This window comes from Candidatus Nitrosopumilus sp. bin_68KS, assembly GCF_054095825.1.
This window is the reverse complement of sequence record NZ_JBSWSP010000020.1, coordinates 12857-38740: the sequence shown is the minus strand read 5'-3', so window position 1 is coordinate 38740 and position 25884 is coordinate 12857. Positions and strand designations below refer to the sequence as shown.

Here is a 25884-nt window from a genome sequence, read left to right as displayed (position 1 = left end):
AACTAATGCACCTTGGCATATTCTAAAAGTTCTTTTCCATCAATTAAGGGAATTCCATTTTGTTTGGCAAATTTTTCTGCTTTTTCTACTGATAATGCAGAATATGTTTCAGCATCCATCATTTCACAAATCGCTGTAACAGGTGCCAAACCTGCAACTTGAGCAAGATAAACCGACATTTCAGTATGTCCTTGTCGTGCAGCTAATAATCCTTTAGATGCAATCAATAGCGGAACATGTCCTGGAGTTTTAAATGATGAAGCAAATTTTTTCTGTTTATTTTCAACATTAAAGATATTTGCCATTTCTCTAATTGTTAATGACCTATCTTTATCAGTAATTCCAGTATAAGTTTGATAGTGATTAATTGATAATGAAAATGTTGGATGATCACCATAAGGTGCCAAACCCATAATCATTTCTTTGTTTGAAATTGAAGAATCAGCAAGAATTTCATGCATGTATTTTAACTCAAGAGATTTTGCGAAATTATCATCAATTGCAATACACAGTAATCCACCAGCGTGTTGACGCATTCGTGCTACATGTTCAGGTGTAACAAATTCTGCAGCTACTACCATATCTATTTCATTTTCTCTACCAGCTGAATCAAATAATAAGACAAACTCACCACGCTTTAGTGATTGTAATGCTGATTCAAGAGACATATGAAAAAATGTCGGTAATCTAATTATAAAGTTTACTAAAAAATTGGTAATTACCACTAAATTTGTAGATGATTGGCTTTATTTTAAAATGTATTTTCCAAGAATATCAGTTTCAATATTAACTTTATCGCCAATTTTTTTTGTATGAAAATTTGTAATCTCAATGGTGTGAGGAATTAATGAAACGGATGCTAGAGTATTTTTGATATCTACAACTGTTAAACTGATACCATCTACTGCAATAGAACCTTTTTTCACAACATATTTTGATAATTTCTTTGGAACTTCAAACCAAACTTGAACTTCTTTTGGTTTTTTCGTAATTTTTTTAATGATTCCAACACCATCTACATGACCTAAAACAAAATGACCTTCCAATCTTTCACCTGCCTTTAAGCTTCGTTCTATATTCACAATTCCACCAACTTTTAGATTACCAAGATCTGTTTTTTTCGTAGTCTCTTCAATCATTTCAAAAATACAACTAGATTTGGATAATTTTGTAGCAGTAAGACAAACACCATTTAGAGCAACGCTCTGACCAATTTTCAACCCTTTGGAATGCTTTCCGAGATTTACAGTCATCTCAATGGCACTTCGATTTTTAGTATTTTTTGAAATCTTTTCAACCTTACCAACTCCTTCAACAATTCCTGTAAACATCAAAGTTAACTGTTAGATATGCGTATAAAATGATTTAGATGATTATGACTGAATTATTTTGAATTATATTCATAAAATTCATCTTCACAAAATTGATGAAATATAGTAGAACCATTTTCTTTAGCATCATTTTTTATTTTAGCCATGTCTTTGTTTAAAACGCCTTGTGCAGCTAAGAATGCATCATCGTCCAGTCCTAATTTTTCAAATAATCTCGATTTTGCTATAGGAATTTCTTTAAGATTTGGATCAATTACTTGAGTCTTATCATAAAATTCAATTGCCTCTTGATAATTTCCAAGATGGCTAAGAGATATAGCTTTATTCATCAAAGCTGTCACATCATTTGGATCTATGAGTAGTGATGTTTCATAACATTCAAGAGCATTTTGATGTCGATTTAGTTCATTTAGTGCCAAGCCCATGCTATTTAGTGCCCATATATCTTTGGGATTTGTAGAAAGGATTTGTTTGCATAATTCTAAAACTTGTTCATATTGCTTTAAATTTTCTAGAGCATAGATCTTATTTTTTAATGCATATGTATCAGAATTTTTAATTTGTAAAACTTTATCACAATATTCAATTGCTTCTTCATATTTTTTTAGATAAATCAAAGACAATGAAATATTCTGAAGTCCAACCATGTCATTAGGAGTTTTTTCTAAAAGATTTTTACAATAATTGTACATTTCCTCATATTTTTCCGCTTTAAACATCCTAGTAATCACATTTGTAGGATCTAAAAGATCAATCATTTTATATCATTATAATGAAAATTCATTATCTTTAACCTATTCTGATAAGAAAAATTGAAAAATGTGAAGAATGGGATTATTTTAGAACTTTACGAAGTGTTTCATTCAAAACTTTGGAATAACTATATGATGATTGTTCCTGTTGAATCAATTTTGCTTGACGAAGTCGTAATTTCTTATCAAGATCCTCATCAATCATGATTGTAACACGTTTACTCATTTGAAAAATTTTATGAAATTTACAATATAACACTATATGAAATGTTCCAAAAATGGGATTAATCCTGAATAACAGAAATGACGATATCCATTTTGAACGGTTTCTGAATAAGTGGTATGTTTAGCTTTTCTAATTTTTCTTCAGTATTATAATCACTATCTGCAGAAACAGCAATAATTCGTGCTTTGGGGTCAATATCTTGAATTTTTTTAATTGCATAGAAACCACTGCCATTAGGCATGTTAAGATCTATTAAAACAACATCAGGTTTTGTTTCCTTGAATAGTTTAACGGCTGTGCTTCCATCAAATCCATTGCCAATTACATTAATTCCGTTTTCTTCAAGAAATTCACTGAATAATCTAACAGTATCTTCATCATCATCAATAACAATAACAGATTTTGACATCTATGGTAATAAAAAAAGGAGTGCTTTAATATTTTCCATAATTTAGAAGTCCCATATGGGAGGAATAGATAGATTAGTTTCCAATGCATTATCAGCGGAAATTAAGAAAGAGATGGATATGGAACTTCTTAGTAAAGTAGAACGTGAATTATTTTTAGAGCATGGAATGTCAATAAAGCTCTCAATTGAACATTTTCAAAAATTTATTGATGTTTTGAAGAAAAATTCAAATCTTGATATAAATAAATTTGAAAGAGATTGTATTGGTAAAATTCTTAAAATAAAAAAAATAGATCAGAAATATTTTGTAACTATCTTAGATTCTAATTTATCAGATTTAATCTTGGGATTTTTTGGAGAGAATGATTCTAGAAGTATCATTACAACTCTTTTAGAAAAAGAATTTACTATTCCACAAATCTTGAAGGAATCTAAAGCTCCTAAAACATCAGGATATAGAAAAATTGAAAATATGATAATCAATGGATTAATTATTGAAACTGGTAAAATACTCAGTGAAAGCAAAAAAATATCAAAGATTCAATGTGTTTTTCAAGAAATTAATTTAGAAATTAAAAAAGGAAAAACTATCGTTAACGGAATCATATCACAGAAAATAATGGAACAAAGCACCAGTATGAAATCAATACTTGATACAATAACTGCATAAAAGTAACTACTTTACTAATTCAAGAAGAGATTTTGCTTGTTTAAAATGAACCTCATCTATCATTTTTCCATCAACAGTAGTGGCTCCTTTACCTTTCTTTGTTGATTCAAGATAAACTTTGCAGACTTTTTCTGCCCATAAAATTTCACTTTTATTTGGATGAAACAATTTGTGTACCACAGAAATTTGATCTGGATGTATGATGCTTTTTCCTGAATACCCCAAACTTTTGCCAAGTTTGCAATCTTTTTCAAATCCATTTGAATCTTTGAGGTCTTGCCAAATAGCATCTATTGCTACAACTCCTGCAGCATGTGCATCAACGGGTATTTTTGTTCGAGAATATGTAGCACCTTCTGCTTCTTTTGTGTATTCAACACCCAAATCATTGAGTAGATCAAAAACTCCAAAGACTACAGCAGAGATTCTTTTTCCAAAAGATGCAATATTATACGTGTTTACTACACCTTCTGCAGATTCAATAGAAGGAATTATTTGAATTGGTTTTAGTTTTTTTGATTTTTCTAATTTAGATAACATCTTTTCAATTTTTTGCATTTCTTTTACATTGTTCACCTTAGGAATTACAATTCCATCAATTCCTTTTTGAATTATTTCTTTGAGGTCAGAGGGAATTTTTCCCGAAGTAGGTGAATTTGTACGTACAAAAATTGAAGACTCGTATGATTTTCGTGATTTTAATGCAGATTTGATAAGATTTCGTGCATTGGTTTTTTCATTGTCTGGAACTGAATCTTCAAGATCAAAGCAGACAATATCAGCTTGTAATTTTTTTGCTTTTTCAAGAAATCTGAGATTGTTCCCTGGAACAAAAATGAGGCTTCTGAAAAGCTGTGTCATTAAATGATTAAGTGCTCTCTGGCTTCATTAAGATTTTGCCAAAGAGACCTTTTCCAGTTAACATCTTTGTATGAGCCTCTGCTGCTTGCTCAAAGGAATATGTTGAATCAATTGTAGCTTTAATTTTGCCTTGACTCATCCAATAGAGTGCTTGATCTAATTCAGCTTTGGTTCCTTGTGTTGAACCTAAGATGTTTGTTCCTTTAAAGAAAATATGTCTTAGATCAGTTTTTGCATTATATCCTGTTGTTGCACCACATGAAACTAGTGTTGCACCATATTTTAGCAGTTGAAGTTGTTGGTTCCAGTGTGTTTCACCAATATGATCAAATGAAAGATCAATTCCTGGTGCTTCGCCTTTTTTCTTTGCAAGTTCTTTAGAAATTTTATACACTTCTTTACTCCAATCTTCTTTTCGATGATCAACTGCATAATCGGCTCCAAGTTCTAGACATTTGTCTAGTTTATCAGGGCTTGCTGTTGCAATTACATCACAATTGTATAATTTTGCAATCTGAATTCCAAAGCTTCCTACTCCAGAACCACCACCCATAATTAAGACGGTTTGACCTGGGGTAATTTTGGCTCTACCAACTAACATGTGCCAAGAAGTAAGTAAAGTCATGGATGCTGCTGCTGCATCATCATATGATACACCTTCTGGAATAACTGAGACATTTACTTCTGGTAAGTGAGTTACTTCTTGAAAAGCTCCCCATGTTGGACCAGTTTGAAATCCCCAAATGGTTCTTTTAACACAATCAAATTCTCGTCCATCAGTACATGCTTTACAAACTCTGCAAGACATGTTAGAATGAGATACTACTCTATCTCCAACTTTGATATTTTTAACATCGTCACCAACTGCTATTACATCTCCAGCTGCATCAGATCCTGATACATGTGGCAAAGGAACAGCAACTGGTACTCCTCTCATACCCCAAATATCATTATAATTAAGAGCCGCAGATTTAACTTTAAAGACTACTTCATCTGCTTTTGGTTTTGGATCATCTATATCCTGGACTTTAAGGATTTTAGCATAATTATCATCTGGTGCGTATTCATTGTATACAACTGCTTTCATGAACTAACCCATACGTTACCTATAATTATATTTTTTCTGGATTAGACACGATTTATCTTAAAATCACGTTTTGGTTGCTGAATTGAAAGCAAGATTTGTTTGAGTTGATCATCAGATATTTGGCCAGGAAGTTTACCTTGAGTTGCCATTCCAATCAAATATTGTTCAACTAGATCTGATAATTCAGATTTTACCATTTTGATATTGTTTAGTCTCAGTCTAGCTTCAGGTGAAAGAATCTGTTTTAGAATCTGTTCTTTTTGTGCAGATGATTCATTATTCTTGTTATCGTATGGTAGTTCTTCATTAGATTCTGGGAAACTCATTTTGAATCTACGTGTAAACTTTCAATTGAGGATTTACAACGATTAGTTCTTTGAGGATTTCAGTAGCTAGTCTATCTAGTTTTTGCATTCCATGTTTAGAAATGATTCTACCTTTCTTCTCAACTTTTTCTAAATAACCAAGTTTTTCTAATCCCTGAATAGCATTTCGAATAATTGCACCACCTGCATCTTTGTGATGTGCAGCACCATATCCAGATGGTTTACCACCACCATAATCTTTTCTTAATTCATTAATTCCAATAGGACCATTAAAGTAAATTTTTCTCATAATTGAGGCACATCTAGTATACCACCAGTCCCTCTCTTGTGGAGGTTTATCAGCATGAGCCCCAGTTTTTACAAATGGAATCCAAGTAGGTGCAGGAATATCTTCATTCTTGAGAATTTCTGCTAGTCTTTTTATCAACACATCTGCTGGTACATCGTATACCTTTGCCATAAAGTGCAAAAATCGATAATCGTCTTATAAATCATAGAGATATTGTGTCTAGTCTATTCAAGATAATTTAGTATAAAATTCTTAGATCGCGGTTATAACTTTCATAACTTCGTTAAAATCAACAGGCTTGTTGTGTACGGACAATATTGAAAATTGCTTTAATTGATTTAAAATGTTTTCTTCAACCAATCCTGTTGTAACAATTATCTTTGTAGTTGAATTTTGTAATTTTTCAAGGGCATAAAATCCATCAAATTCAGGCATTGACAAATCTAATAGTAAATAATCAGGATTATACTTTGAACACAATTCCACAGCTTCTTTGCCGTCATATCCCACTCCAACTACAATATTTTCCAATTCAAATAGATCAGTGAATAATTCAGTTAATGCAACTTCATCATCAACTATTACTACTGTTGTCATTCTCTTCTCTTTGCGGAATTTTAATTATAAATGTAGTAGGGTTATTGTTTACAGAAATAGTTCCATTATGTTGAGTTATGATATTTTTTACACTTGCAAGTCCTAATCCTGTTCCTTTTTGCTTTGATGTGATTAGTGGATCAAATATTTTTTCAAGCGGTCTAATCGTAATTCCCGCACCTGAATCTGTTACTTTAATTATTATTTCAGTACTAGTTTTTGATATGGAGACGTCTATCTCTCCAATATCTTCAATAGCCTGAATAGCATTATAAATTAAATTAATCAATACAATATTCATTTTACTTTCATCGCCAATCATAAAAATTTCATCACCAGATGTTTTGATTTTTACTCCAGTAGGGACATCCAATGAAGTTAAAACTCTACTTAAAAGATCTGATAGATTGAATTTTTGTGATTCTATCGGGGTGTCTCTCAAATAATCTAATACATCATTAAGTTGATGTGTTATTCTGTTTATCGAACTGCTAACTCTTTCTATTTGCTTTTCATCAAGAATATTTTTTCGTTTTAATAACTCAAATTCATTTTGTATTATTGAAAGGGGATTTCGTATATCATGAGACATTCTAGATGACAGTTCCCCGATGGCGCCAAGTCTTTCTGCATGAAGCAATTGTTGAGTAAGATTTTTTTGTTTAGTTATATCATTTCTAACTGAAACATATTCAAAAATTTTTCCATCTTTGTCTACAAATGGAATGACAGTTGTGTTATTCCAAAATAAAGTTCCATCTTTTGCAGTGTTACAAATTTCGCCATGCCAAATCTTTCCCTTAGAAATTGTACTCCATAAATCTGCATAGAAACTAGGAGGATGCATTTTAGTGGATCTCAGAAGATCTTGACGTTGACCAATTAGTTCTTCTTTTGAATATTTAGAAACTTTACAGAATTTATCATTTGCATATTTGATTTTTCCATTTTTATCAATTATGCTTACTATTGAAGATTCATCTAATGCTTTTCTTAAATTTTGTTGTAAGGATAATTGAGTTTCAATATCAGTAGTTTTCTTTAAATGATTTAACATAAATTCAAAAGATCTGGATAATTCACCAATTTCATCTTTTGAGTAAATATCAGTTTTTACATCTAAATTGCCATCAATAATTTGTTTTGATGCATTTTCAAGTTTTTGTATTGGTTTTAGAATAGATTGTGAAAAGAAATAACCTAAAACAAGGAAACCTGCAACTGTTATAGCGATGGATATTCCAAGTAATGAAATACCAAATAATATATCCTTAAAAATAATTTCCAGAGATATATCTACATCAGTAGTTGATTCTTCTACAATTGATTGGTGTTCTAAGTTTCTACTTTCAAGATATTTCATTAGACTTTTCTGATAAATTTCTTTGTTATTCTTATATTCTTGAGATTCTAAAATTGAAACAGAATTTTTCAAATTTCCATTTTTTACAGATTCAATTGCTTCTAATTCTAGATATACAAGATTAGAATTAGCATCATTTACGGAAATAAAAAAAGCTTTTTCAATATTATTTCCCAAGTCTAATGCTTTGGATATTTCTTCGGATAACAATGGTTCAATTTCAAAATATCTTTTCTCCCATTTTTCATCTCCAGTGAATGCATAATTTCGAGCAGATTGGGTTAACATTTCATCATAATATTGTATTTTATTTGCATGTAACAGTAATTTTTCAGATTTCTTTAGAGCCTCGAGATTGTTATCCAATAAATTAAGATGTTCAGAAGTTTCCTGTAATTGAAAAATGGAAACAAATCCCATTGACCCGATAAAACATCCTATTAACAAAAATCCTACAAAAAGCTTGATTTTAATTTTCATGCAATTATTCGTTTCAAATTGTATATTAATGACAGTTTATTTTTTTAGAAATTATTTTAGAAGTAAAAAGGAAATTATCCTAGAAATATATAAAAAATGGTTTAATCAACAACTTTTGAAATAGCCGTAGATATAATTTTCCGATAAGTATGACCACATAGATTGCAAGAGATTCTAATAGATTTGACAGATGTTCTGCCCATTCTAATTCTAGAATTTATTCCAGGAGCAATAAATGACTTGCATTTTTTACAAAAAACTATTCTAAGTTCATAAGGCATTCGAATTTTATGTCTAGAACTAATCCTCCTAGCAAGATATGCTTGACGCTCAGAAAGCTCAGGATTTATTTTTGCATTAGTTATTGCATTTTCTATAAGAATTTGCATTCGTTCCATTGCAATTTTTCGTAAGGATGATTTCACATTACTTTCTGAAATTCCACCTAAAAATTAGTTCTCATTATAATGTAAAAATGCAGTCAGCGGGATTCGAACCCGCGTCACAGGGTTGGAAACCCCGAATACTAACCAGGCTATACTATGACTGCAACAGAATGAAAATTTTAGTTCCTACATAAAAATGGTTTTTTCGCACTCATAAAGTAGTCTGGCAACTACAACATGACCTTCAAATGATTCATCACCAATAGAGTACAATTCAGTAATTTTGTTTTCAACAAAATCAGAAAAATGCCCTTTTTGAAATCCGCCAATAACAATACAGGAATTATCTGATATCTTAGATGCAATTTTTTCATATGAACTGGATTTTCCTTTTGTAGAAAAACCAATTACATTAGATGGATTAATTTCATCAAGGAGTTCTGAAAATGTTTTTTCTTTAATTTCTAGTAATACTTCATTATTTGCTTTAATTTTTTTTTCTTGATAGAGTTTTTCAATTACCCCTTCAAATCTATGATAAGATTTGGGAACGTGAACATTTTGACCAAAGTAAATTACTTTGTCATCAACAGTATGAACGTAAATTTTTATTTTATTTTGAAGGTATAATGGAATTGTGGTAGCCTCAAGTATTGAAAAATGTACTAAATCAGGTCTTCCTCTCTTCATTTCATTTTCAATTCCTTTCATAGCAGCAAAATGCCATGAATTATCTAGTAAAATTTCTGAGGAATGTTTACCAAGTTTTCTTGCATGAGAAATTACTGAAGGATGATCTTGTAGATCATATGGTACAAGTTCTAATGAAGATTCAGATAATACTAAAGAAATCATTTTAATTTATCATTTCAATTTGGTTTTTAAATTCAGTCCAACTAGATTTTGGTATCCCATCACTGTGGATCAATCCTGCGCTGCAGATATACTGATTTAATCTCTCAATCACATGTTCACTGCTTCCAAAACCAGAACCTCCAACTGTTAATTTATCCTCACCAATTTCATATTCTTCAAATAGGCATGTTCCATCAGGTCTATCATATTGCCTGTACCAGGTAAAAAATTCTAATTCAGTTTCATTTTCAGTATAAAATTCAAATGATTTTTCTAAAAATTCTGTTTGTTCAGTAGAATTTCCTCCAACAAAATCAGAAGTACTCCAACTAAGTTCAAAAATTCCCACTTTTTTATCTCCTACTAAATCAAATACTTGCTGTAGATCTTCTTTTGCTTCCTGTGGGGTTTTTACGATGTCATTTAGAGTATCAACTGGTGAGTAAGAGAATGCAACAAAATCACCAATTGCCAAATCAGTCACAATGTATCGCAGATTTTTGTTTATTACTTGATGTAAAGCAAATGAATTTCCAATTTTTACGTCAGGATGTTTTTCTTTAGTTTTCTCATAAACTCCATTGAATAATTCCTTGTACACAGGTATATTCTGTTCATTAAATCTAAATTGAGATTCTGTTTGTCCTGAAAGAATTACAGTATCAATGATATCATATCGGGATAATATTGCATCAAGTACACTAACAACTCTATCTTCTCCAATTGAAATAATTGGTGGTTTTCCAATCCAGTTTGGGAATGGTCCTAGTGTTTCACCATTAATAACAGAAAAGTAAAGAGTGACTTTGAGATTATTTTTTTTATTAAAACTCATCAATGCGTCTGATTGCTGCCAATCAAATTCTCCACGTACTGGTTCAACTAAATTCCAAAAAAGATACACGTTGCTTCTTCCAATTCCAGAGCTTGCAGCTTCGGAGTAAATTTTATCCAGACTCTGTAGAGTAACTGATTGACTAGGAGAATTAATTACAAGACCAATTTTTTCATTAGTTTTTTGTGGAGATATATCAGAATTTGGTATGACTGAAACTACCGATAATATTCCAATTATTACGGCTATCCCTGCAATTATGCCTAGAAGTTTCTTATCCACATGGATTCAAAATGAAAAGGAAGTAAAAAAGTTGTGATTCTGTTATCTATCCAGAAGTACAACCACTGTATCCGCATTCAATGCAAATACTACAACCCTCTACGAATACCAAGTTATTCTTACATGTTGGACATAGACGATCTTCAGAAACCTCTTCATGTTTTAGAGGCTCCATAATGATTTCTTCATCATGAACTTTTAATGCAAGTGAAGCATTGACTTGTGATTTGATGTAAGGATTTGTGATGTTTTCAGTCACAAATGCAGTCATGTATGGACTTGGTGATACCTCAAAGATCTTTGTTGCATTATCACTTGTCATGTGAAGAACTTGTTTGTGTCTAGAACCGTCACGATAAACAGTCATTCCTTTTAGTCCTAGTTCATGTGCAAGCAAATATGCAGACTTTACATCTTCAACTGTTACATCATATGGCATATTGATTGTTTTTGCAATTGCATTTCCAATCCAGTCTTGCCATACACCTTGAGCCATAAGATGATCAGCCCAGTGTATATCCATTGCAGTAACAAATACATCTTGCATCCATTGAGGAATTTCTTCTAATCCTTTCAATGATCCATAGTTGTCTGCTATCTTTTCAAGAATTTCATCTGTATAGAGACCTTCTTCTTTGAGTGCTTCTTCTAGAATTTTGTTTGTATAGAAGAATCTTCCAACAGTTACTCTCTTCTCAAACACAAGAGCAAATGCAGGTTCCATCCCATTTGAACAGTCTGCAATCATGGATAGTGTTCCAGTTGGAGCTACAGTGGTAGTCAATACATTTCTGATACCATGTTTTTTGATTTTGTCAATCAGTGGATCCCATTCATAAGAATGAGATGTTTTTGGTTTCTCATAGTATCCTGAAATAGGAATTTTACCTTCTGGGTATTCTGTTTTAGAACAGAGTGGGAACTCACCACGAGATTTAGCAAGTGCTACACTTTCTTCCATTGAATAGTATGATAGGGCTTCAGATAGTTTTGATTGTAGTTCATATCCTTCTTGAGAATTGTATGGGATTTTTAGCTTGTATAAGAGATCAGCTACGCCCATTACTCCAAGTCCAATACGTCTAGACTCTTTTGATGCTACATTAATTTCTGGTACTGGATATGTATTGACATCAATGATGTTATCCAAGAATCTTGTAGTCTTTCTGATTGTTTCTTCATATCTTTGCCAATCAAATTCATAAGTTCCATCGGCTTGTCTCTTTACAAGATTTACCAAGTTGATAGAACCTAGATTGCATGACTCGTATGGATAAAGACTTTGTTCACCACATGGGTTTGTTGCCCTTAATGGTGCTTTTCTTGCTTTTGCAAATACATTGTATTTGTTAATTTGATCAAAGAAGATCAATCCAGGCTCTGCACTCTTCCATGCAGAAAGTGCAATTAGATCAATGAGCTGATGTGCATTGATTTCTTTAACTGGTTTTTTATCACGTGGACTACGTAGTACATAGTTGCCATCAGAAGTATTTACTAGTGCATGCCAAAAGTCTTCCCAGATACCAACACTGACATTGAAGTTCTCTAAAATGCCTGGTTCTGTTTTGTTTGTAATGAATTTTTCAACATCAGGATGCCATGCTTCAATAATTCCCATGTTTGCACCACGTCTTTTTCCACCTTGTTTGACTACCTCAGTCACAGTATTGATGATATTCATGAATGAAACTGGTCCTGATGCAACACCTGAAGTAGATGCTACAATATCGCCTTCCTCACGAAGATCAGAATAATTAATTCCTACACCACCGCCTGACTTGAAGATTAATGCTGCATCAGAGGTTGATTTCATGATTTGTTCCATTCCATCTTCCATTCCAAGTACAAAGCATGCAGATAGTTGGCCCAATCTACCACCTGCATTCATCATTGTTGGTGAATTTGGTAGAAAGTCTTGTGCAACCATCAAATCAAAGTACTCAGTGATTTTGTCTGCATAACTATCTAGTTTCTTTCCTGCAAGTAATGTCAAAAGATCTTTGAAGCTTACCTTCATTTGACCTTTGTTTGCAAGAGTCACGTAGTGATTGATTAAAGATCTAAAATGCCATTTGTTGAGGAAATAGTCTCCTACTTTGAATTTATAATCAAATGCATCTAGTTTTTCAAGATAAGAGTTTGCTTCTTCTACATCTTGTTTGATATTTCCTGATTTATCAAAGAGTTGTGAATCATATAGAATATCGCCGATTCCTACAAGAATTGCAACACGCTCAAACATTTGAGTTGGTGATTCAATAATTTCACTTTTTGAATTTCTGAAAAGATATCTTGATGCCAGAACTCTAAGACAATTCAGGTCAAACTTTTTAGAAACTGGATCAAGTGCCTTTAGATTTAAGACCTTCATTTTCTCTTCTCTTAGTTTTCTTCGCTCATGTCTGTAAACGATGTATGCTTTTGCAATATCGCTATTTCCACTATCAATTAAAGTAGATTCTACAATATCCTGGATATCCTCAACAGTAGGTGCCCTAGTGCTTGTAAATCCTTGTTCAACTAGTTTGTTTACTACATTTGCTGCTAGTTGATCTGCCATACCACGATCGGCTTTAGAGGTGGCGGCCAATGCCCGAAATATGGCATTTGAAATTTTATTTTGATTGAAAGCCGTTACTGCGCCACTGCGCTTACGGATCTCATTGATCGTATTTTCAATTTGTGTATTGTCCATTATAATCTCCCCTCCATGCTTAGAAATTATATGGATATAACTTGTGTGCTCGAAAAGTTTTGATCTTGTCCCGTTAATGAGTCAATTTTTTTAACACCGCTACTATGAATTTCATACTGGCATAACTTTCACAGTAACAACGAAGATCGCCACATCGGATTCTGATCTAAAAGATTTGAAAAATGATCGTTACTAGTTTTTCATATACGAATTTCAGACAACATATGGAGACTTGCACTTTGGACACTTGTCATCAAATGGTTCATCCTTAAATCCACATTCACCACATATTGCAATTTTTCTAACAGGCTTGAAAGAAGTTGTAAGAGAGGATGTTTTCTCTAGTGATTTTTTGATATCTGCAACTTTTGCATCGCTATCAATTTGTAAAGTCACGAGTAATCCTCCACTTAGAATTTTTGAAAGCTTGTTGGCCTCAGCTATAGGCTCACTTTTGTTAGTATAATTGGCAATTTCAGAGGCATTAATCACTATTCCTTGAGAATAAGAGTCACTTTCCATTGAATTTAAGGCAGAATTTTTGCCATATTTTTCTCCATCCAAAGTAGCAAAACGGATTGATGCTTCAGTTTCAGTCATACAAATTGCAACAGTATCACCTAACTCTTTGCCTTTTTTGGCCCCAACATCAACTGCGGTTTCAATTACCTTATGAAGAATATCACGTCCTTCTTTGTTATCTTGGAACCCAAGTATGTTAAAGACAGATTCTTTGAGTCCTACTAGATTTACAACAAGTGAAACAGAACTTCTCTGCATGTATTGGGTATTCTTTGCAAGGATTGGGTTTAGTCCTCTTCTTGTAAGATCTGAGATCTCTTTCTTTCTTAATGCCATAGATGCTAGTGCAGGTTTCATTAATAATGCAAGTCTAGCTCTAAAGTAAGTTTCATCTTTGTTTGATTCAAATGCAAGTCTTGGAAGATTAATTGAAACTGATTCCAAATTAATTGAAAGTGGAGATGTAACTTTTGTAGATCCATTTGTGACACCAGAGCTAGAAGTTTGACCTTTAGCAAACATTACGTGTCCACCAATAGAAATTATTTCAGCTATTGATTCTGAAACATCAGTAATTTTTCCCTTGTCAGCATCAATTATCAAACCAATTTTTGGTATAGGTGTAATCTTTGTATAATTTTTGTATGCATTAATAATTGAATTAATTATTTTTGCATCAGTTCCTAATTGTAATCTAATTGAAACCTTTGTACTTGTTTTGTTATATTTTGCAGTTGTAGATGCTGTGGCAAATGCATCTGTAAGTTTTTGTTCTAATTCTGGAAGTGATTTTGAATGCTTTGTGAATAATTGCACCAAGCCATCAATTACAACTTCTTGTGAAGCTTCTTTTGAAAGAAGAGCAATAACGATAGATAGTGAACTTGTAATCTCATCGAGTTGTTTTGATGCAGGAATTCTTGATACATCAAGATATTTTCCGCCAAGATTAATTCCATCTTCGATTAATTCTTTTACATTTACAAATATTGTATCAGGAATCATAGACCAAATTCCAGGATTAGTAATATGCAAATCTCCAGAAAGATGAGAGTCTGCTACATCTTTTGGTAGGATGTTTGTAAGTAGGTGTTCAGCAAAAACTCTTTGTCCTGTGTTAAAGAGAAGTCCTTCAGCACCGTTATCGACATTATCTAAATTAGAAATCATCTCGTGAACATCATAAACAGGCAGGCCTAGGCGTGCAAGTTTATTCCTATATTCCTCATGACCATGCTCAAGTAGAACAGAATTCACCATTTCTCTGATAAGTGAGCCTGTAAGATAGGTAGTCTGATATTTGTAAATTCTATTTTCAACTTCTTCAGTTATTTTTTGTGCAAGCTCCAATGGGAGACTTCCTTCACGAACTAGTGATTGAATAATTTTGTGAGAATTAAATTCCTCAATTGATTGGTGTGATGTTCTGACATACATTTTTCCACTTTCAATAATTGATCTTTCTTCAATTTGTCTTGCCAAACTCAAAACAAGTTTTCCAAGATTTGTAATTGTGTATCGTCTTTCAGATTTGTTTAGTGCAACAAGTGATTGTCTAAGTAGTTTTCTCAAGTGGTATGCAAATTTTCCACTCTCTTTTTTTGATTTGAATCCTGCCAGAGATTTTAATTCAGAATAAGTCAAAGGTCCTTTAGAATTTAAGATTCTAAGAATATCTATTCTGTTGGGACTGGCCATAACAGAGAAGATCATTCTGACACGTTTTGATGTAGATTGTAAAATACCGCTTCTCTTTGGTGAAGAGTCAGAGTCTAGATCAGATTCTAAATCTAAGTCGTCATCTTCATCGATACCAGCATCAAGATCTAATTCTAAATCTTCATCACTCATTTTCATGTTTTTTTTCTTGACTAAGGAGTAAATAAGACTTGTGACTAGATCATTTTTGAACATTTTGGATCAGTTTGGTAATTCGTAGATTAAAAATTTGAAACCCTAATGGTTATTTTTTTAAAAAATCTAAAAAAATGATCCATTTGAGGATCTTTTTTGATCAGTTTTCTTGAACATCAAGTGAAAATTCTGATGTAGAAAGTTTCTGTCCACATGATGGACATTTGCCATTAGTTGGATTCATAACATCTTTTAGAGATTTTAGCATTTTCATATTTGTGATCTTCTCTCCACATTTACCACATGTAATTTCAACAGACATGTAGATGATCAGCTATACAAAATTATTAAGAATCAGTTTTGATTTTTATTAATAATTCAAACAAATTATTTTACTGCTTTTTAATGATGATTCCACAACCATCTTCAAAGCCAGTAATTTTAGCCCTAGTTCCAATTGGAAGATCTGCAGGGGTTGCAATTCCTGCCATAAATCCAGAAATCCTCAATTCCACATCATCTAGTTGAAGGACAACAAAGGCATATGGAGTGTATTTTTCAAAGCCTGCAGGGGCCACAGTAATTATGGTATATGTGGCAATTGAGCCTACACCATCTAAAATTACATCTTCAAAACCCTGACTGCCACATTTTAGGCAATAATATGCAGTCGACAAATGAAGATATCCACATTTGGTGCATTTGTGAGTTAAGAGTTTGCCTTGTTTGGCATATTCAATTAGTTGTTCTTCAATAGTCATGTTATACACTTTGGAATACGTGAACTGCACAACTTGCGCCAGTTGCACCAAAGTTATGAGTTAAACCAATTTTTGCATCTTTAACAGTTCTTGCACCAGCTTTTCCAGTTAGTTGATCAAATACTTCTACTACTTGCCCAACACCTGTTGCACCAATTGGATGTCCTTTTGATTTAAGACCACCTGATGGATTAATAGAAATGTCAGAATTTAATTTTGTTCTACCTTCACGAACAGCCTGAATACCTTTTCCTTTCTCAAAGAAACCCAAGTCTTCAGTGTCAACAACTTCTGCAATTGTAAAGCAGTCATGTACTTCTGCAAAGTCAATATCTTTGGCAGTTATTCCTGCCATTTTGTATGCGTCTGCTGCTGCAAGCTTTGTACTAGGAATTGTTGTCATGTGTTCACGTCCTTGTAATGCTGCAGGTGATCCACCTCTACCAGAACCAATTACTTCAATATAGTCACCACCATGTTCTTTTGCAAATTTTTCAGAACAAAGAATAACAGAGCTTGCACCATCAGAGAATGGACAGCAATCATAAAGTTTTAGAGGACTTGCAACTACTGCGGAATTCATTACATCTTCAATTGTAATTTTCTTTTGCATGTGAGCTTTTGGATTTAGGAAACCATTATCATGATTCTTTACTGCAACTGCTGCAAAGTCTTCTTCAGTTGCATCAAACTCATTGAGGTATGCTCTTGCCATAGATGCAAACAATCCAGGAAATGATGCACCAGCTTGACCTTCATAGAAAAAGTCTGAACAATATGCAAAGTAAGTTGTTGTCCATTCAGTTCCTGTGTGAGTTACTTTCTCAACACCGGTAACAACTAGACAATCATAAAATCCTGCTGCAACATTGGCATAAGCTTCTCTAAATGATACAGAGCCACTTCCACATGCAGATTCTATTGTTAATGATGGTTTATCTGGAATTCCTAATCTACTCATTAAGACAGGACCAATATGGACCTGTTTGTCAGCAACACCAAAGACGTTTGAAATGTAAGATGCTTTGATGTCTTTTGGAGAAATTCCTGCGCTTTCTATGGCTGCAACTGATGCCTGAGTAGTGATATCAGCAATACTTTCGCTTAATTTTCCATATTTGGTACTACCAGCACCAAGAACGCAGACCTTTTCCACAAATGTCACTGACCCAAGTCCCTATAAAAATTGTTTTAGTAAATTCATCATTGAGGAAGCCATCAAAGAGATCATCACTTCGAACTGTACAGGTCAAAAAGCCAATCATTAGACACATAGCAAAAACTACAAAGTCAAAAACTAGTATCTTCAAAAAAGAAATCATACAATATTTGGATTCAAATGGGTATCTTTCCTGGTCAGCAAAAGAGAGAAAATACATCATTCTTGGAACAAACTCTCCAAAAAATGGACTTGTGTCATGTCCTCAGTGTAATCTTGGTGAATTAATGGTAATTAGATCTAGAACTACAAGAAAACGATTCATGGGATGTTCAAACTTTTACGGAGGATGTAAAGCCTCCTCTCCACTATTACAAAAAGCAAGACTAAGAGCAACAAAAAATCCATGTGATGTTTGTAAATGGCCAATGATAATTTTTAGATATTCAAGAAATCAAAAATGGACTAAACAATGTTCAAACTTTAGTTGTGAAAGCAGATTAGTCAAGCCTTCAAAGTAGAATAAACATCTGTTCTTCTGTTTTTAAGTAACGGTAAATCTTTTCGTGTTTGTTTTACTTTGTTCAAGTCAATCTTTACAAAACCTATTCCTTGTTTCTTTTTCATGTCAAGCAAGATTTTTCCATATGGATCAACTACTAAACTTCTTCCACAATAAATATTTCCAACTTGATCAGGTGCAATTACATAACATCCATTTTCTATTGCACGTGTTTTGTTAATTGTTATCCAGTGTTCCTCTTTCATGTTACCCTTAACCCAAGCTGATGGTGCAATCAATACCTCAGAGCCTGCAACAGCTAAAGATCTTGACATCTCTGGGAATCTTAAATCATAACAGATCATCATTCCAATTTTTCCAAGATCAGTCTTTACAGGCTTTGCAATTTTAGAGCCTGAGACTATTTTATCTGATTCTCTAAATCCTAATGCGTCATAGAGGTGAATTTTTTGGTATTTAGAAATAACCTTACCTGATTTTTCAATGACAAATGAAGTATCATACACACGATCTTTTATTCTACTTTTTTCATAAAAAGAGCCTACAACTTGTATATTATTTTCTTTTGCAGCTTTTGCAATAGTTGTTACAAAATTTCCATTAATCATCTCAGATAAACTTGCAAGTTGTTTTGGGGTTTGAGAAGAGTTTGTGTAAAACATCATAAATTCTGGAAATGCACATAGTGTTGCATTTTTTGCAGCTGCTTTTTCAATATATGAAATAATTTTTTCTAGATTATCTTCTTTTTTGGTTGATGCTTTGAATTGAACAACAGCTGCTTTCATGGAATTGATTAATTAGATCACAATAAAAGGATAAACTCTTGGTACAAACGCTAAATGTACCATTTTCTTCATATCCTGATTTGAGTAAAAGAAATCAAACCGACCATAGTGTGTATGTCAATCCCTGACTGGGGGAATTTTTCCAGTCAATTATTTTTAAAAATAATTAAAGTTGGTTTCCGGCTAAAAACCAATTTTCTTTAGGATTGTCTTCAAAAACAACAATAACATGACTTTCTTTTGTTTTAAGAATCTCCACGGCAGATTTTGTTATTGCTTTTGCATACTCGTCTTTTTGTTCCTGTGTTCTACCAGGATACATTGATACTGTAATCAACGGCATGAAAATTTTAAATTAATTCAGAGATTTATTCGTTCAATAATCTGGCCTGTATCCGTATCTTGTTCCATAGGTAAACTCTGAATTGTGAGTCTTTTTGTAAATATATCCTGTTGCTAAACCTACAACAAATCCTCCAATGTGAGCAAGATATGCTACACTATCACCTGCAATACCAAATCCCCCAATGAAAAATGGTAATAAATTCTGAAAAACTAGCCAAAAGGGCAAGAACCATTTTGCTTTAATGTGCATCATTCTCCAAAAGAAACCCATCATTAGGAATGTCTGAATTCTAGCTTTTGGGAAAATCATCAAGTATGCACCTAGCACTCCAGAGATTGCACCTGATGCGCCAACTGCAGGAACAACACTGCTAGTATCTCCAGCAATGTGAATCAATCCAGCTGCAACTCCCCACATTAGATAAATTCCTAAATATTTTATTTTTCCAAATCTGTGTTCTATGTTATCGCCAAATATCCACAGAAACAACATATTTCCTCCAAGATGCATCAAGCCGCCATGCAAGAAAGTGGAACTAAGTAGAGAAAAGTATGGTTCTTGAGGACAAGAAATTTTTAGTGGTCCTGAACCAAAATCAATATTGAGTACACTTGCTCCAGTAACGCAATTTGGAACAGCTCCCCAATTATAAAATAGATTAAATGCATTCTGATTTGTAAAGTCAAAGAATTGACCAGTGTAAGCAACTTCGACAAAAAATACTAAGACATTGACGATGATCAATCCATATGTTACTGTTGGTCTAAATCCTGGAGGAGTAGGATTTTCATCTCTTAATGGAAGCATTTGTGATTTTGTTTGATAAAAATTTGTATAATAACATTATTCAGCTTGAAATTTGTAAAATGCCTTCTTTTATGAGAAATTGTATTCCTTGGAGAAATGAATTATCATCAATAGTACCATCAGACCACCATGCTGCGTTGTTTTTAATCCATGATGGAATTTCACTAGAGGTAGAAGTATGGCCTTGTTTAGTACTAGGAATTTCCATAATGCCTTCTTTTATTAGAAATTGGATTCCTAGAATAAAAGAATCATCATCAATTGCACCATCAGACCACCATGCTGCGTTGTTTTTAATCCATGATGGAATTTTAGATTTATTATTTTGATTGTTGTCAGATGGTAAGATAACTAAAATGAAATTTCCTCTAGATAATGAATTGCCATCTATGTTTGATAAAACAAAATTTGCAGGACCTGATTGCTCATCACTAAATGTAATTTTATGTGAGTTTGGTTTCTGAGAATTAACATTTCCCACTAGATGTTTTGAAAATATTTCGTTATTTTTTTGGATTATTGACAGATCGTATTCTACTAGTTTTTTTGATTTATCAGAGAATATCTCTTCTAGAGAAATAAAAAATGTAATTTCTTCTCCTGAATGAATTATTTCAGGCTTCCAAGACAGGAATACCTTGTATCTTACATCAGGAGTTGTGAACTCTAGAGGAAATTTGACACTTTCACTGGGTTTAAGTTGAAAATTCATTTTATTATCAGATAATTTCATTGCATTATCACGAATGTCTTTGATTAATTCTTGATTAACTACAATGTGAACAGTTCTATCTTCAAATGAATAGTCATCAATTGTTACTGCTTCATCAGGCAATAAGATGCCATTTACTGTTGAATCATAACTTGTTGAAAGAAAGTCCCCAAATGTATTGGGTATTCTAATCTCTTGATGAATAACACTTAGTTGATCAAAGTCTTGATTCCAGTCAAAAGGCATTGAAAAATCTATAGTGTTTGATTGAAAACTAAATTCATCAATGGTGTCAAAGTAAGATATGACTTCAATTGTTTTTTCGTTATTTAGAAAATCATTTACTTTAAAAAAATTTGTTTGAGCAATACTGATTCCACCTTCCATTTTGATTTCATCTTCAATTACATTAGAATCAGAATTAATTGATAGAATTTTTACCGTATACTCATACAATCCTCCAGACATAAAGACTGGGCCTCTCATCTTTACAGAGTTAGAATTATTTTTCATCCAGCCGCCAAGAAGTGGTTCTTTTATTCCTTCAATTGTAATTTCTTTGGTGTTTTCTGTGATTACTTTGATGTTGAGATTCCCTATTTCATCATGAAAAACATCTTTGAAGATTTGTTTTCCATCTTTTTTTAACTCAAATTCAAATGTAACATGCTCAATTATTGCATCGGTGTTTGTATCAAATAGCCGAAGAGAGATAAATTTTTCAGGATTTTCAAGTTCATATACAGATGGTGTAATTCCTATTGAAAGTGATGCTTGTTTATCTTCAATGGTTACAGGAGGTAAGACTTCCCCACCTAATCCATGACCAAATGCAGTAGAAGTTAATGTAAAGAAAAGAATACAGATTAGTAATACAGCAAAAATTTTCAAGATTTCAGTATCTAATAATTTGTAATATTAAAATTTCTGTATTTAATTAAATGAAAAAAGATGAGAAACGGTTTCCAAGATGACTCCTCATTGTTTCTCACCTAACTATGGCCGATATAATATTTCATAACTAGAATAGATAAAAACAAAATTGGTACATTCGTAGGATGTATTAAAAATAAAAAGAAAAGATTTGGAATAGTCAGCTAATCGTCTTTATCTTGATTAGATTTTTTTCCTGGGAATTTACCGTCATCTATGTCCGGAGTACAGCCAAAGCCACCAAACCATGATGGATTGTTGAATGCTGAAGCGTCTGGAACGTCACGGCAAATTGCCTTTACATCTATTGGAACATCCATTACACCAAAGTAGTTAACAGTTCCAGTAACATGATATCCATAATATCCTGGCTTTGCTAGAATTTGTCTTGCAAAGTAGTGACCTAGATCTCCATGTACACCACTAACTGCTACATCAGTTTCTAAAGGTACAAAACCTTTCTCTACTGCTTTGTTGTATTGTTTGTCATTCTTGTAATAGAATTTGTCAACAGTCAAATCAGCTTCTGCAAGACTTAATCCGGTTCTAGTATCACTGATGAATAATTCCATTGGATGGTTTCCATCATGCTTTCCAGGTTCTTGTGCTGCTGTTGGTTCACTGTTGTGTCCCATGATAACAGTAATCAAACGATATTCTCCATTAGGAAGAGTAAATCCAATTACTTGTCCACCATGAGCAAATGCTTGCTCAGATGCTACTCCTGCTAGAACCATTACAGATGCAATGGATGCTACCAGGAAAAGTTGTGTTTTGTTTGAATTCATTTCAATCAATCCTCATGTTGTGATGAATGTCCTAATCCATCGTTTGTATGGTCGTTATCATTTAGATCATAGATTACATTTCTGCTCAAGTCAACTACTGGTCCATTTTCATATGGATCATCAGCAATGCTACCAAGTACTCTTTGTACATTGATATCCACAATATGTCCTGGCTTAAACTCAATGTCAGCTCCTGAGAGATTTACTAAATCAATATCAGTAACTCTTGGGGAACCACCATTTAGTGGATCAGGAATATGTGCATGGAAAACGCATTGATCACCGTTACCTGCCAATTTTGGCGAAGATACAGTGTTTATGTAGAATAATGGAATTGGTTCCATATGTGTACCTGATGCGTGTTCATCAATGTGACCTGCAATTGCTGTAATTAGTGGTTGATATGTATCATTATCTGGATCACCGCCAGTTTCACCATCAACTAATTCACAAGGTGATGTCAACAAGAAATGTCCTGAAACATAGTTTGGACTAGCATCATACAATGGGAAAACGCCTCCAGGAGGGAGTGTCATACCATCTAGTCTGATGTGTGTGTTGTCAGGAATAGTTCCTTCAGCAACACCTGCTTCAAAACTGTGACTTGCAAACGAAAAACCACCAAATGCTAATGCAATTGTTAGTATCGCAGTACCTGCAATCATAGATATTCTGCTTTGTTTTAAGAAAGTCATTGATAGAGATTTCAGAGATTTATTAAAAACAAAATTGGTACATTAGTAAATTGTACTGGTATGATCATCATAGTAATTTTATAGAAATAGAATAATAAAATAATTGAAATTTTGATTAATGTTACCAAAAAAATTATAAAATTATTAAAAGGTATATTTTTTAACTAATTTTGATATGAAATTTTGATTTTTTATAAAATATTTTTTTTTAGAATCATCAATTTTTATCACAAGGAGTTTAGAATTGATTAATTCTGATAGATTTTGTGAGATTGTAGAAGGAGATTTTTTAGATTTTTTTACGATTTTGCTAAATTCTAGTCCATTATGTTTAATTAATGATAAAATAATATTTTTTGATGTTTCTTTTCTTAAATAACTAATAATTTTTATTTCTTCTTGATTAATTTTTGGTGAGAAAAATCTAGTTTTCTTTTTTTCCCTATGAATTTGAATGACTCCATCTGATTCTAATTTTTCAATATAATGTGCAAGTGTTCCATTTTTAATTCCTGATATGCGAATCATTTCACAAAAATGTATTCCTGGATTTTTGTAAATAATATCTGTTAGTAAAGAAACTCTACTAGACATTAGATAAATTTTCAAAAATTAATTGAAAAAAAGACTGGTTCATTTACCGAATGTACTGGTATAATATGCAAAAAATTGATCAAATTTTGATTATGCCATTAGATATCATCCATTCAATTCCTTTAAGAAATTCTGAATCAGATAACATTCCATCAGACCACCATTTAGCTGTATTTCTTAACCAATCAGGAATTGTATTTTCAGATGTTCCTAGTGATTCAATATCTTTTGGTACATCAATTACATTCTCCTTAATCAGATATTCCAGTCCTATTGCAAAGTCTGAATCATTAATTTGACCATCAGACCACCATGCTGCGTTGTTTTTTACCCAATCAGGGACAGATGATTCAAATGTACCCACCTTAATTGTGCCTACCATCCAAGGATGAAGTGTGCAAAAGTAGTCAAAAACTCCATTATTTTCAAATTTGAATGAATAGTTCTTCGCTGCTCCAATAATTCCACTATCAAAGATTTCAGATACTCCAATGTCAGGAGTTCCTGAGGATACAGTATGTGCAGAGCTATCTTTGTTTTTCCAGAGTACTACTTGGTTAAGTTCAACATTCAATATGGAAGGAACGTAACATGAATCATTTTTTTCACATTCTGGAAGAGATGAACCAATTGAAATATCAACAAAGTGATCACCAATTAATTCCACTTGGGGTTCAGATACTTTGAAAGAAAATTCCCCTGTAGTGTCAAAATTGTTAACATTAGAAATTCGTATGATTGCAGCACCTATCTCATCAAAATTCAGATTTACTGAATCTGTGCCATCAGTTGCTTCTAGTCCTTTCTTTGATTCTATAATTTTTCCATTTAGAAATACATCAAGATCATAAACGTTTTGTGTAATGATAGTATTTGTGATTGGATCATGAAATTCAATATTCATGATAATTTCATTTCCAGGATTAATTTTTCCCTTTGGTAAAAGTGATAAATGAAATTTCCAATCTTCTTCTGAAGACAAAACAATTACTTTATCTCCTGCTTCTAGAGATGCATCTTTCTTTTGAATATCTCTTTTTTTACCAGATTCTATTCCAAAAATCATTTTATCATTATTTTCTGAAGGAATTTCATCAATTAGATTCAATAATTTTTTTGATGAAAGTAAAAAATGGACAACAATTTCATCGTTACCAGAACGATCTATGGTTCCAAAAAATGAAACATCATTAACTGTCATTAGAATTTCATGATTATTGAAAATATCTATTATCTTTGGAATATAATATTCTGCATGAACAAACGGAATTGTTTCAATAAAGTTTTTGTCCCAATTAAATGGCATTTGAGCTGAAAGTTTTTTATTTTTTTCGTCATAATGAAACTCTTCAATCTTATCAAAATATGTAGCAAATGTTAGATCATATGTTATACCATCAATTTCAGAAGTAAATGGAATGAATTCTCCCATGGTAAATAATATTTCAAAAGGGATATCATCACCTGTTACAGGTTCAGAATCAATTGATAAAATTTTGATTTGGACATCAACTAATCCTCCTTTCAAAAAAAGAGGGGCTTCAATTGTTAGGGGAGACTCTTTTGATGCTACCCATGCCCCATTTTGGATAGTTTCACCTAGAAAGTTCAAATTTTTGCTTGGTGTAATTATTGTCTCTAATTTTTCATCAGGTGAATATGCATCAAAATCTACCACCAAGTTACCTTGACCATCAAATACTTTAACATTGTATTCTATTCCATAAACTACTTGTTGTGTGTCATCATTAATTGTTGTAATATCAAAAGTTATTTGATTTTCATTTCCTTTTAGAATAGAAGGATTTGTTTCTATTTTTATTTTTAAATAATTTTCATTAATGTAAAGCGTATCACTTTCTTCACTACCAGAACCACCTGCATATGCAAATTCTGTTAGACTGAAAATTAAAATTAATGAAAAGATTATGAGTAAAAACTTATGATTCATGCTC

General features: G+C 32.5%; 29 protein-coding genes and 1 tRNA gene. 2 read left to right on the top strand and 28 right to left on the bottom strand.

The genetic code is table 11. The features are described from left to right. Nucleotides 1-2: 2 nt before the first annotated feature. From ribB to ACW9W3_RS08185, 5 genes are all read right to left on the bottom strand, one after another. Nucleotides 3-668, bottom strand: coding sequence for a 3,4-dihydroxy-2-butanone-4-phosphate synthase (gene ribB, locus ACW9W3_RS08205; RefSeq protein WP_457765662.1), 666 nt, complete (start codon nucleotides 666-668; stop codon nucleotides 3-5). A 78-nt stretch (nucleotides 669-746) separates the two neighbouring features. Beyond that, nucleotides 747-1331 (bottom strand): riboflavin synthase, encoded by a 585-nt coding sequence (locus tag ACW9W3_RS08200; RefSeq protein ID WP_457765661.1) that lies wholly within the window; start codon nucleotides 1329-1331, stop codon nucleotides 747-749. A 53-nt stretch (nucleotides 1332-1384) separates the two neighbouring features. Further along, the gene (locus tag ACW9W3_RS08195; RefSeq protein ID WP_457765660.1) at nucleotides 1385-2089 is read right to left on the bottom strand and encodes a tetratricopeptide repeat protein; all 705 of its coding nucleotides are present in this window, start codon (nucleotides 2087-2089) and stop codon (nucleotides 1385-1387) included. A 76-nt stretch (nucleotides 2090-2165) separates the two neighbouring features. Further along, nucleotides 2166-2309 carry a hypothetical protein gene (locus tag ACW9W3_RS08190; protein WP_179360687.1) on the bottom strand — a complete coding sequence of 48 codons (144 nt, stop codon included), beginning with the start codon at nucleotides 2307-2309 and terminating at the stop codon, nucleotides 2166-2168. 58 nt (nucleotides 2310-2367) lie between these two features. Next, nucleotides 2368-2718, bottom strand: a complete 351-nt coding sequence (locus tag ACW9W3_RS08185) for a response regulator (RefSeq protein WP_457765659.1) — start codon at nucleotides 2716-2718, stop codon at nucleotides 2368-2370. 55 nt (nucleotides 2719-2773) lie between these two features. On the opposite strand from ACW9W3_RS08185, the gene ACW9W3_RS08180 reads away from it, so the two are divergent. Further along, nucleotides 2774-3388, top strand: a complete 615-nt coding sequence (locus tag ACW9W3_RS08180; RefSeq protein ID WP_457765658.1) for a transcriptional regulator — start codon at nucleotides 2774-2776, stop codon at nucleotides 3386-3388. 6 nt (nucleotides 3389-3394) lie between these two features. Here the strand turns inward: ACW9W3_RS08180 and ACW9W3_RS08175 are convergent, their stop codons facing one another. The 15 genes from ACW9W3_RS08175 to ACW9W3_RS08105 all read right to left on the bottom strand — a co-directional run bounded on the left by ACW9W3_RS08175 (nucleotide 3395) and on the right by ACW9W3_RS08105 (nucleotide 17749). Continuing rightward, nucleotides 3395-4249, bottom strand: coding sequence for an HpcH/HpaI aldolase/citrate lyase family protein (locus tag ACW9W3_RS08175; protein ID WP_457765657.1), 855 nt, complete (start codon nucleotides 4247-4249; stop codon nucleotides 3395-3397). A 7-nt stretch (nucleotides 4250-4256) separates the two neighbouring features. Next, entirely contained in the window at nucleotides 4257-5336 is a 1080-nt protein-coding gene (locus ACW9W3_RS08170; RefSeq protein WP_457765656.1) for a zinc-binding dehydrogenase, read from the bottom strand. Nucleotides 5337-5377: 41 nt separating this feature from the next. Then, on the bottom strand, nucleotides 5378-5662 hold the full coding sequence (locus ACW9W3_RS08165) for a DNA-binding protein (RefSeq protein ID WP_457765655.1): 285 nt from the start codon (nucleotides 5660-5662) through the stop codon (nucleotides 5378-5380). 7 nt (nucleotides 5663-5669) lie between these two features. After that, a complete protein-coding gene (locus tag ACW9W3_RS08160; protein WP_457765654.1) occupies nucleotides 5670-6122 on the bottom strand; it encodes a 30S ribosomal protein S19e in 453 nt (150 codons plus the stop codon). Nucleotides 6123-6203: 81 nt separating this feature from the next. After that, complete coding sequence (locus ACW9W3_RS08155) at nucleotides 6204-6548, bottom strand: response regulator (protein WP_457765653.1); 345 nt, start codon at nucleotides 6546-6548, stop codon at nucleotides 6204-6206. Beyond that, nucleotides 6526-8391, bottom strand: coding sequence for an ATP-binding protein (locus ACW9W3_RS08150; protein WP_457765652.1), 1866 nt, complete (start codon nucleotides 8389-8391; stop codon nucleotides 6526-6528). Before ACW9W3_RS08150 ends, ACW9W3_RS08155 begins: the two co-directional genes overlap by 23 nt. 101 nt (nucleotides 8392-8492) lie before the next feature. Continuing rightward, a complete protein-coding gene (locus ACW9W3_RS08145; protein ID WP_457765689.1) occupies nucleotides 8493-8780 on the bottom strand; it encodes a ribonuclease P protein component 4 in 288 nt (95 codons plus the stop codon). Between the two features lie 87 nt (nucleotides 8781-8867). After that, a tRNA-Gly gene (locus tag ACW9W3_RS08140) sits at nucleotides 8868-8941 on the bottom strand. 22 nt (nucleotides 8942-8963) lie between these two features. Beyond that, nucleotides 8964-9632: a ribosome biogenesis protein gene (locus ACW9W3_RS08135; RefSeq protein WP_457765651.1), complete on the bottom strand. Its 669-nt coding sequence runs from the start codon at nucleotides 9630-9632 to the stop codon at nucleotides 8964-8966. Between the two features lies 1 nt (nucleotide 9633). Next, nucleotides 9634-10749, bottom strand: coding sequence for a hypothetical protein (locus ACW9W3_RS08130; protein ID WP_457765650.1), 1116 nt, complete (start codon nucleotides 10747-10749; stop codon nucleotides 9634-9636). 46 nt (nucleotides 10750-10795) lie between these two features. Further along, nucleotides 10796-13447, bottom strand: a complete 2652-nt coding sequence (locus tag ACW9W3_RS08125; RefSeq protein ID WP_457765649.1) for an adenosylcobalamin-dependent ribonucleoside-diphosphate reductase — start codon at nucleotides 13445-13447, stop codon at nucleotides 10796-10798. A 213-nt stretch (nucleotides 13448-13660) separates the two neighbouring features. Further along, the gene (nrdD, locus tag ACW9W3_RS08120; RefSeq protein ID WP_457765648.1) at nucleotides 13661-15826 is read right to left on the bottom strand and encodes an anaerobic ribonucleoside-triphosphate reductase; all 2166 of its coding nucleotides are present in this window, start codon (nucleotides 15824-15826) and stop codon (nucleotides 13661-13663) included. A gap of 157 nt (nucleotides 15827-15983) precedes the next feature. Continuing rightward, complete coding sequence (locus tag ACW9W3_RS08115; protein WP_008300812.1) at nucleotides 15984-16145, bottom strand: hypothetical protein; 162 nt, start codon at nucleotides 16143-16145, stop codon at nucleotides 15984-15986. A gap of 70 nt (nucleotides 16146-16215) precedes the next feature. After that, entirely contained in the window at nucleotides 16216-16584 is a 369-nt protein-coding gene (locus ACW9W3_RS08110) for a Zn-ribbon domain-containing OB-fold protein (protein WP_457765647.1), read from the bottom strand. Nucleotide 16585: 1 nt separating this feature from the next. Next, the gene (locus tag ACW9W3_RS08105; RefSeq protein ID WP_457765646.1) at nucleotides 16586-17749 is read right to left on the bottom strand and encodes a thiolase domain-containing protein; all 1164 of its coding nucleotides are present in this window, start codon (nucleotides 17747-17749) and stop codon (nucleotides 16586-16588) included. On the opposite strand from ACW9W3_RS08105, the gene ACW9W3_RS08100 reads away from it, so the two are divergent. Then, nucleotides 17743-18264 (top strand): DNA topoisomerase, encoded by a 522-nt coding sequence (locus ACW9W3_RS08100; protein WP_457765645.1) that lies wholly within the window; start codon nucleotides 17743-17745, stop codon nucleotides 18262-18264. The genes ACW9W3_RS08105 and ACW9W3_RS08100 overlap by 7 nt on opposite strands. On the opposite strand, the gene ACW9W3_RS08095 is transcribed toward ACW9W3_RS08100, so the two are convergent. From ACW9W3_RS08095 to ACW9W3_RS08060, 8 genes are all read right to left on the bottom strand, one after another. Further along, nucleotides 18248-19054, bottom strand: coding sequence for a carbon-nitrogen hydrolase family protein (locus tag ACW9W3_RS08095; RefSeq protein ID WP_457765644.1), 807 nt, complete (start codon nucleotides 19052-19054; stop codon nucleotides 18248-18250). The two genes, ACW9W3_RS08100 and ACW9W3_RS08095, sit on opposite strands and share 17 nt — an antisense overlap. A gap of 166 nt (nucleotides 19055-19220) precedes the next feature. Next, entirely contained in the window at nucleotides 19221-19397 is a 177-nt protein-coding gene (locus ACW9W3_RS08090; RefSeq protein ID WP_048114848.1) for a tautomerase family protein, read from the bottom strand. 33 nt (nucleotides 19398-19430) lie between these two features. After that, nucleotides 19431-20207, bottom strand: a complete 777-nt coding sequence (locus ACW9W3_RS08085) for a rhomboid family intramembrane serine protease (RefSeq protein WP_457765643.1) — start codon at nucleotides 20205-20207, stop codon at nucleotides 19431-19433. A 40-nt stretch (nucleotides 20208-20247) separates the two neighbouring features. After that, on the bottom strand, nucleotides 20248-21810 hold the full coding sequence (locus tag ACW9W3_RS08080; protein WP_457765642.1) for a peptidase: 1563 nt from the start codon (nucleotides 21808-21810) through the stop codon (nucleotides 20248-20250). A 206-nt stretch (nucleotides 21811-22016) separates the two neighbouring features. Further along, nucleotides 22017-22640: a hypothetical protein gene (locus ACW9W3_RS08075; RefSeq protein ID WP_457765641.1), complete on the bottom strand. Its 624-nt coding sequence runs from the start codon at nucleotides 22638-22640 to the stop codon at nucleotides 22017-22019. 5 nt (nucleotides 22641-22645) lie between these two features. Then, entirely contained in the window at nucleotides 22646-23335 is a 690-nt protein-coding gene (locus ACW9W3_RS08070) for a hypothetical protein (RefSeq protein ID WP_457765640.1), read from the bottom strand. A 144-nt stretch (nucleotides 23336-23479) separates the two neighbouring features. Continuing rightward, a complete protein-coding gene (locus ACW9W3_RS08065; protein WP_457765639.1) occupies nucleotides 23480-23929 on the bottom strand; it encodes a winged helix-turn-helix transcriptional regulator in 450 nt (149 codons plus the stop codon). Nucleotides 23930-24008: 79 nt separating this feature from the next. Further along, entirely contained in the window at nucleotides 24009-25880 is a 1872-nt protein-coding gene (locus ACW9W3_RS08060; RefSeq protein ID WP_457765638.1) for a cupredoxin domain-containing protein, read from the bottom strand. Between the last annotated feature and the right edge of the window lie 4 nt (nucleotides 25881-25884).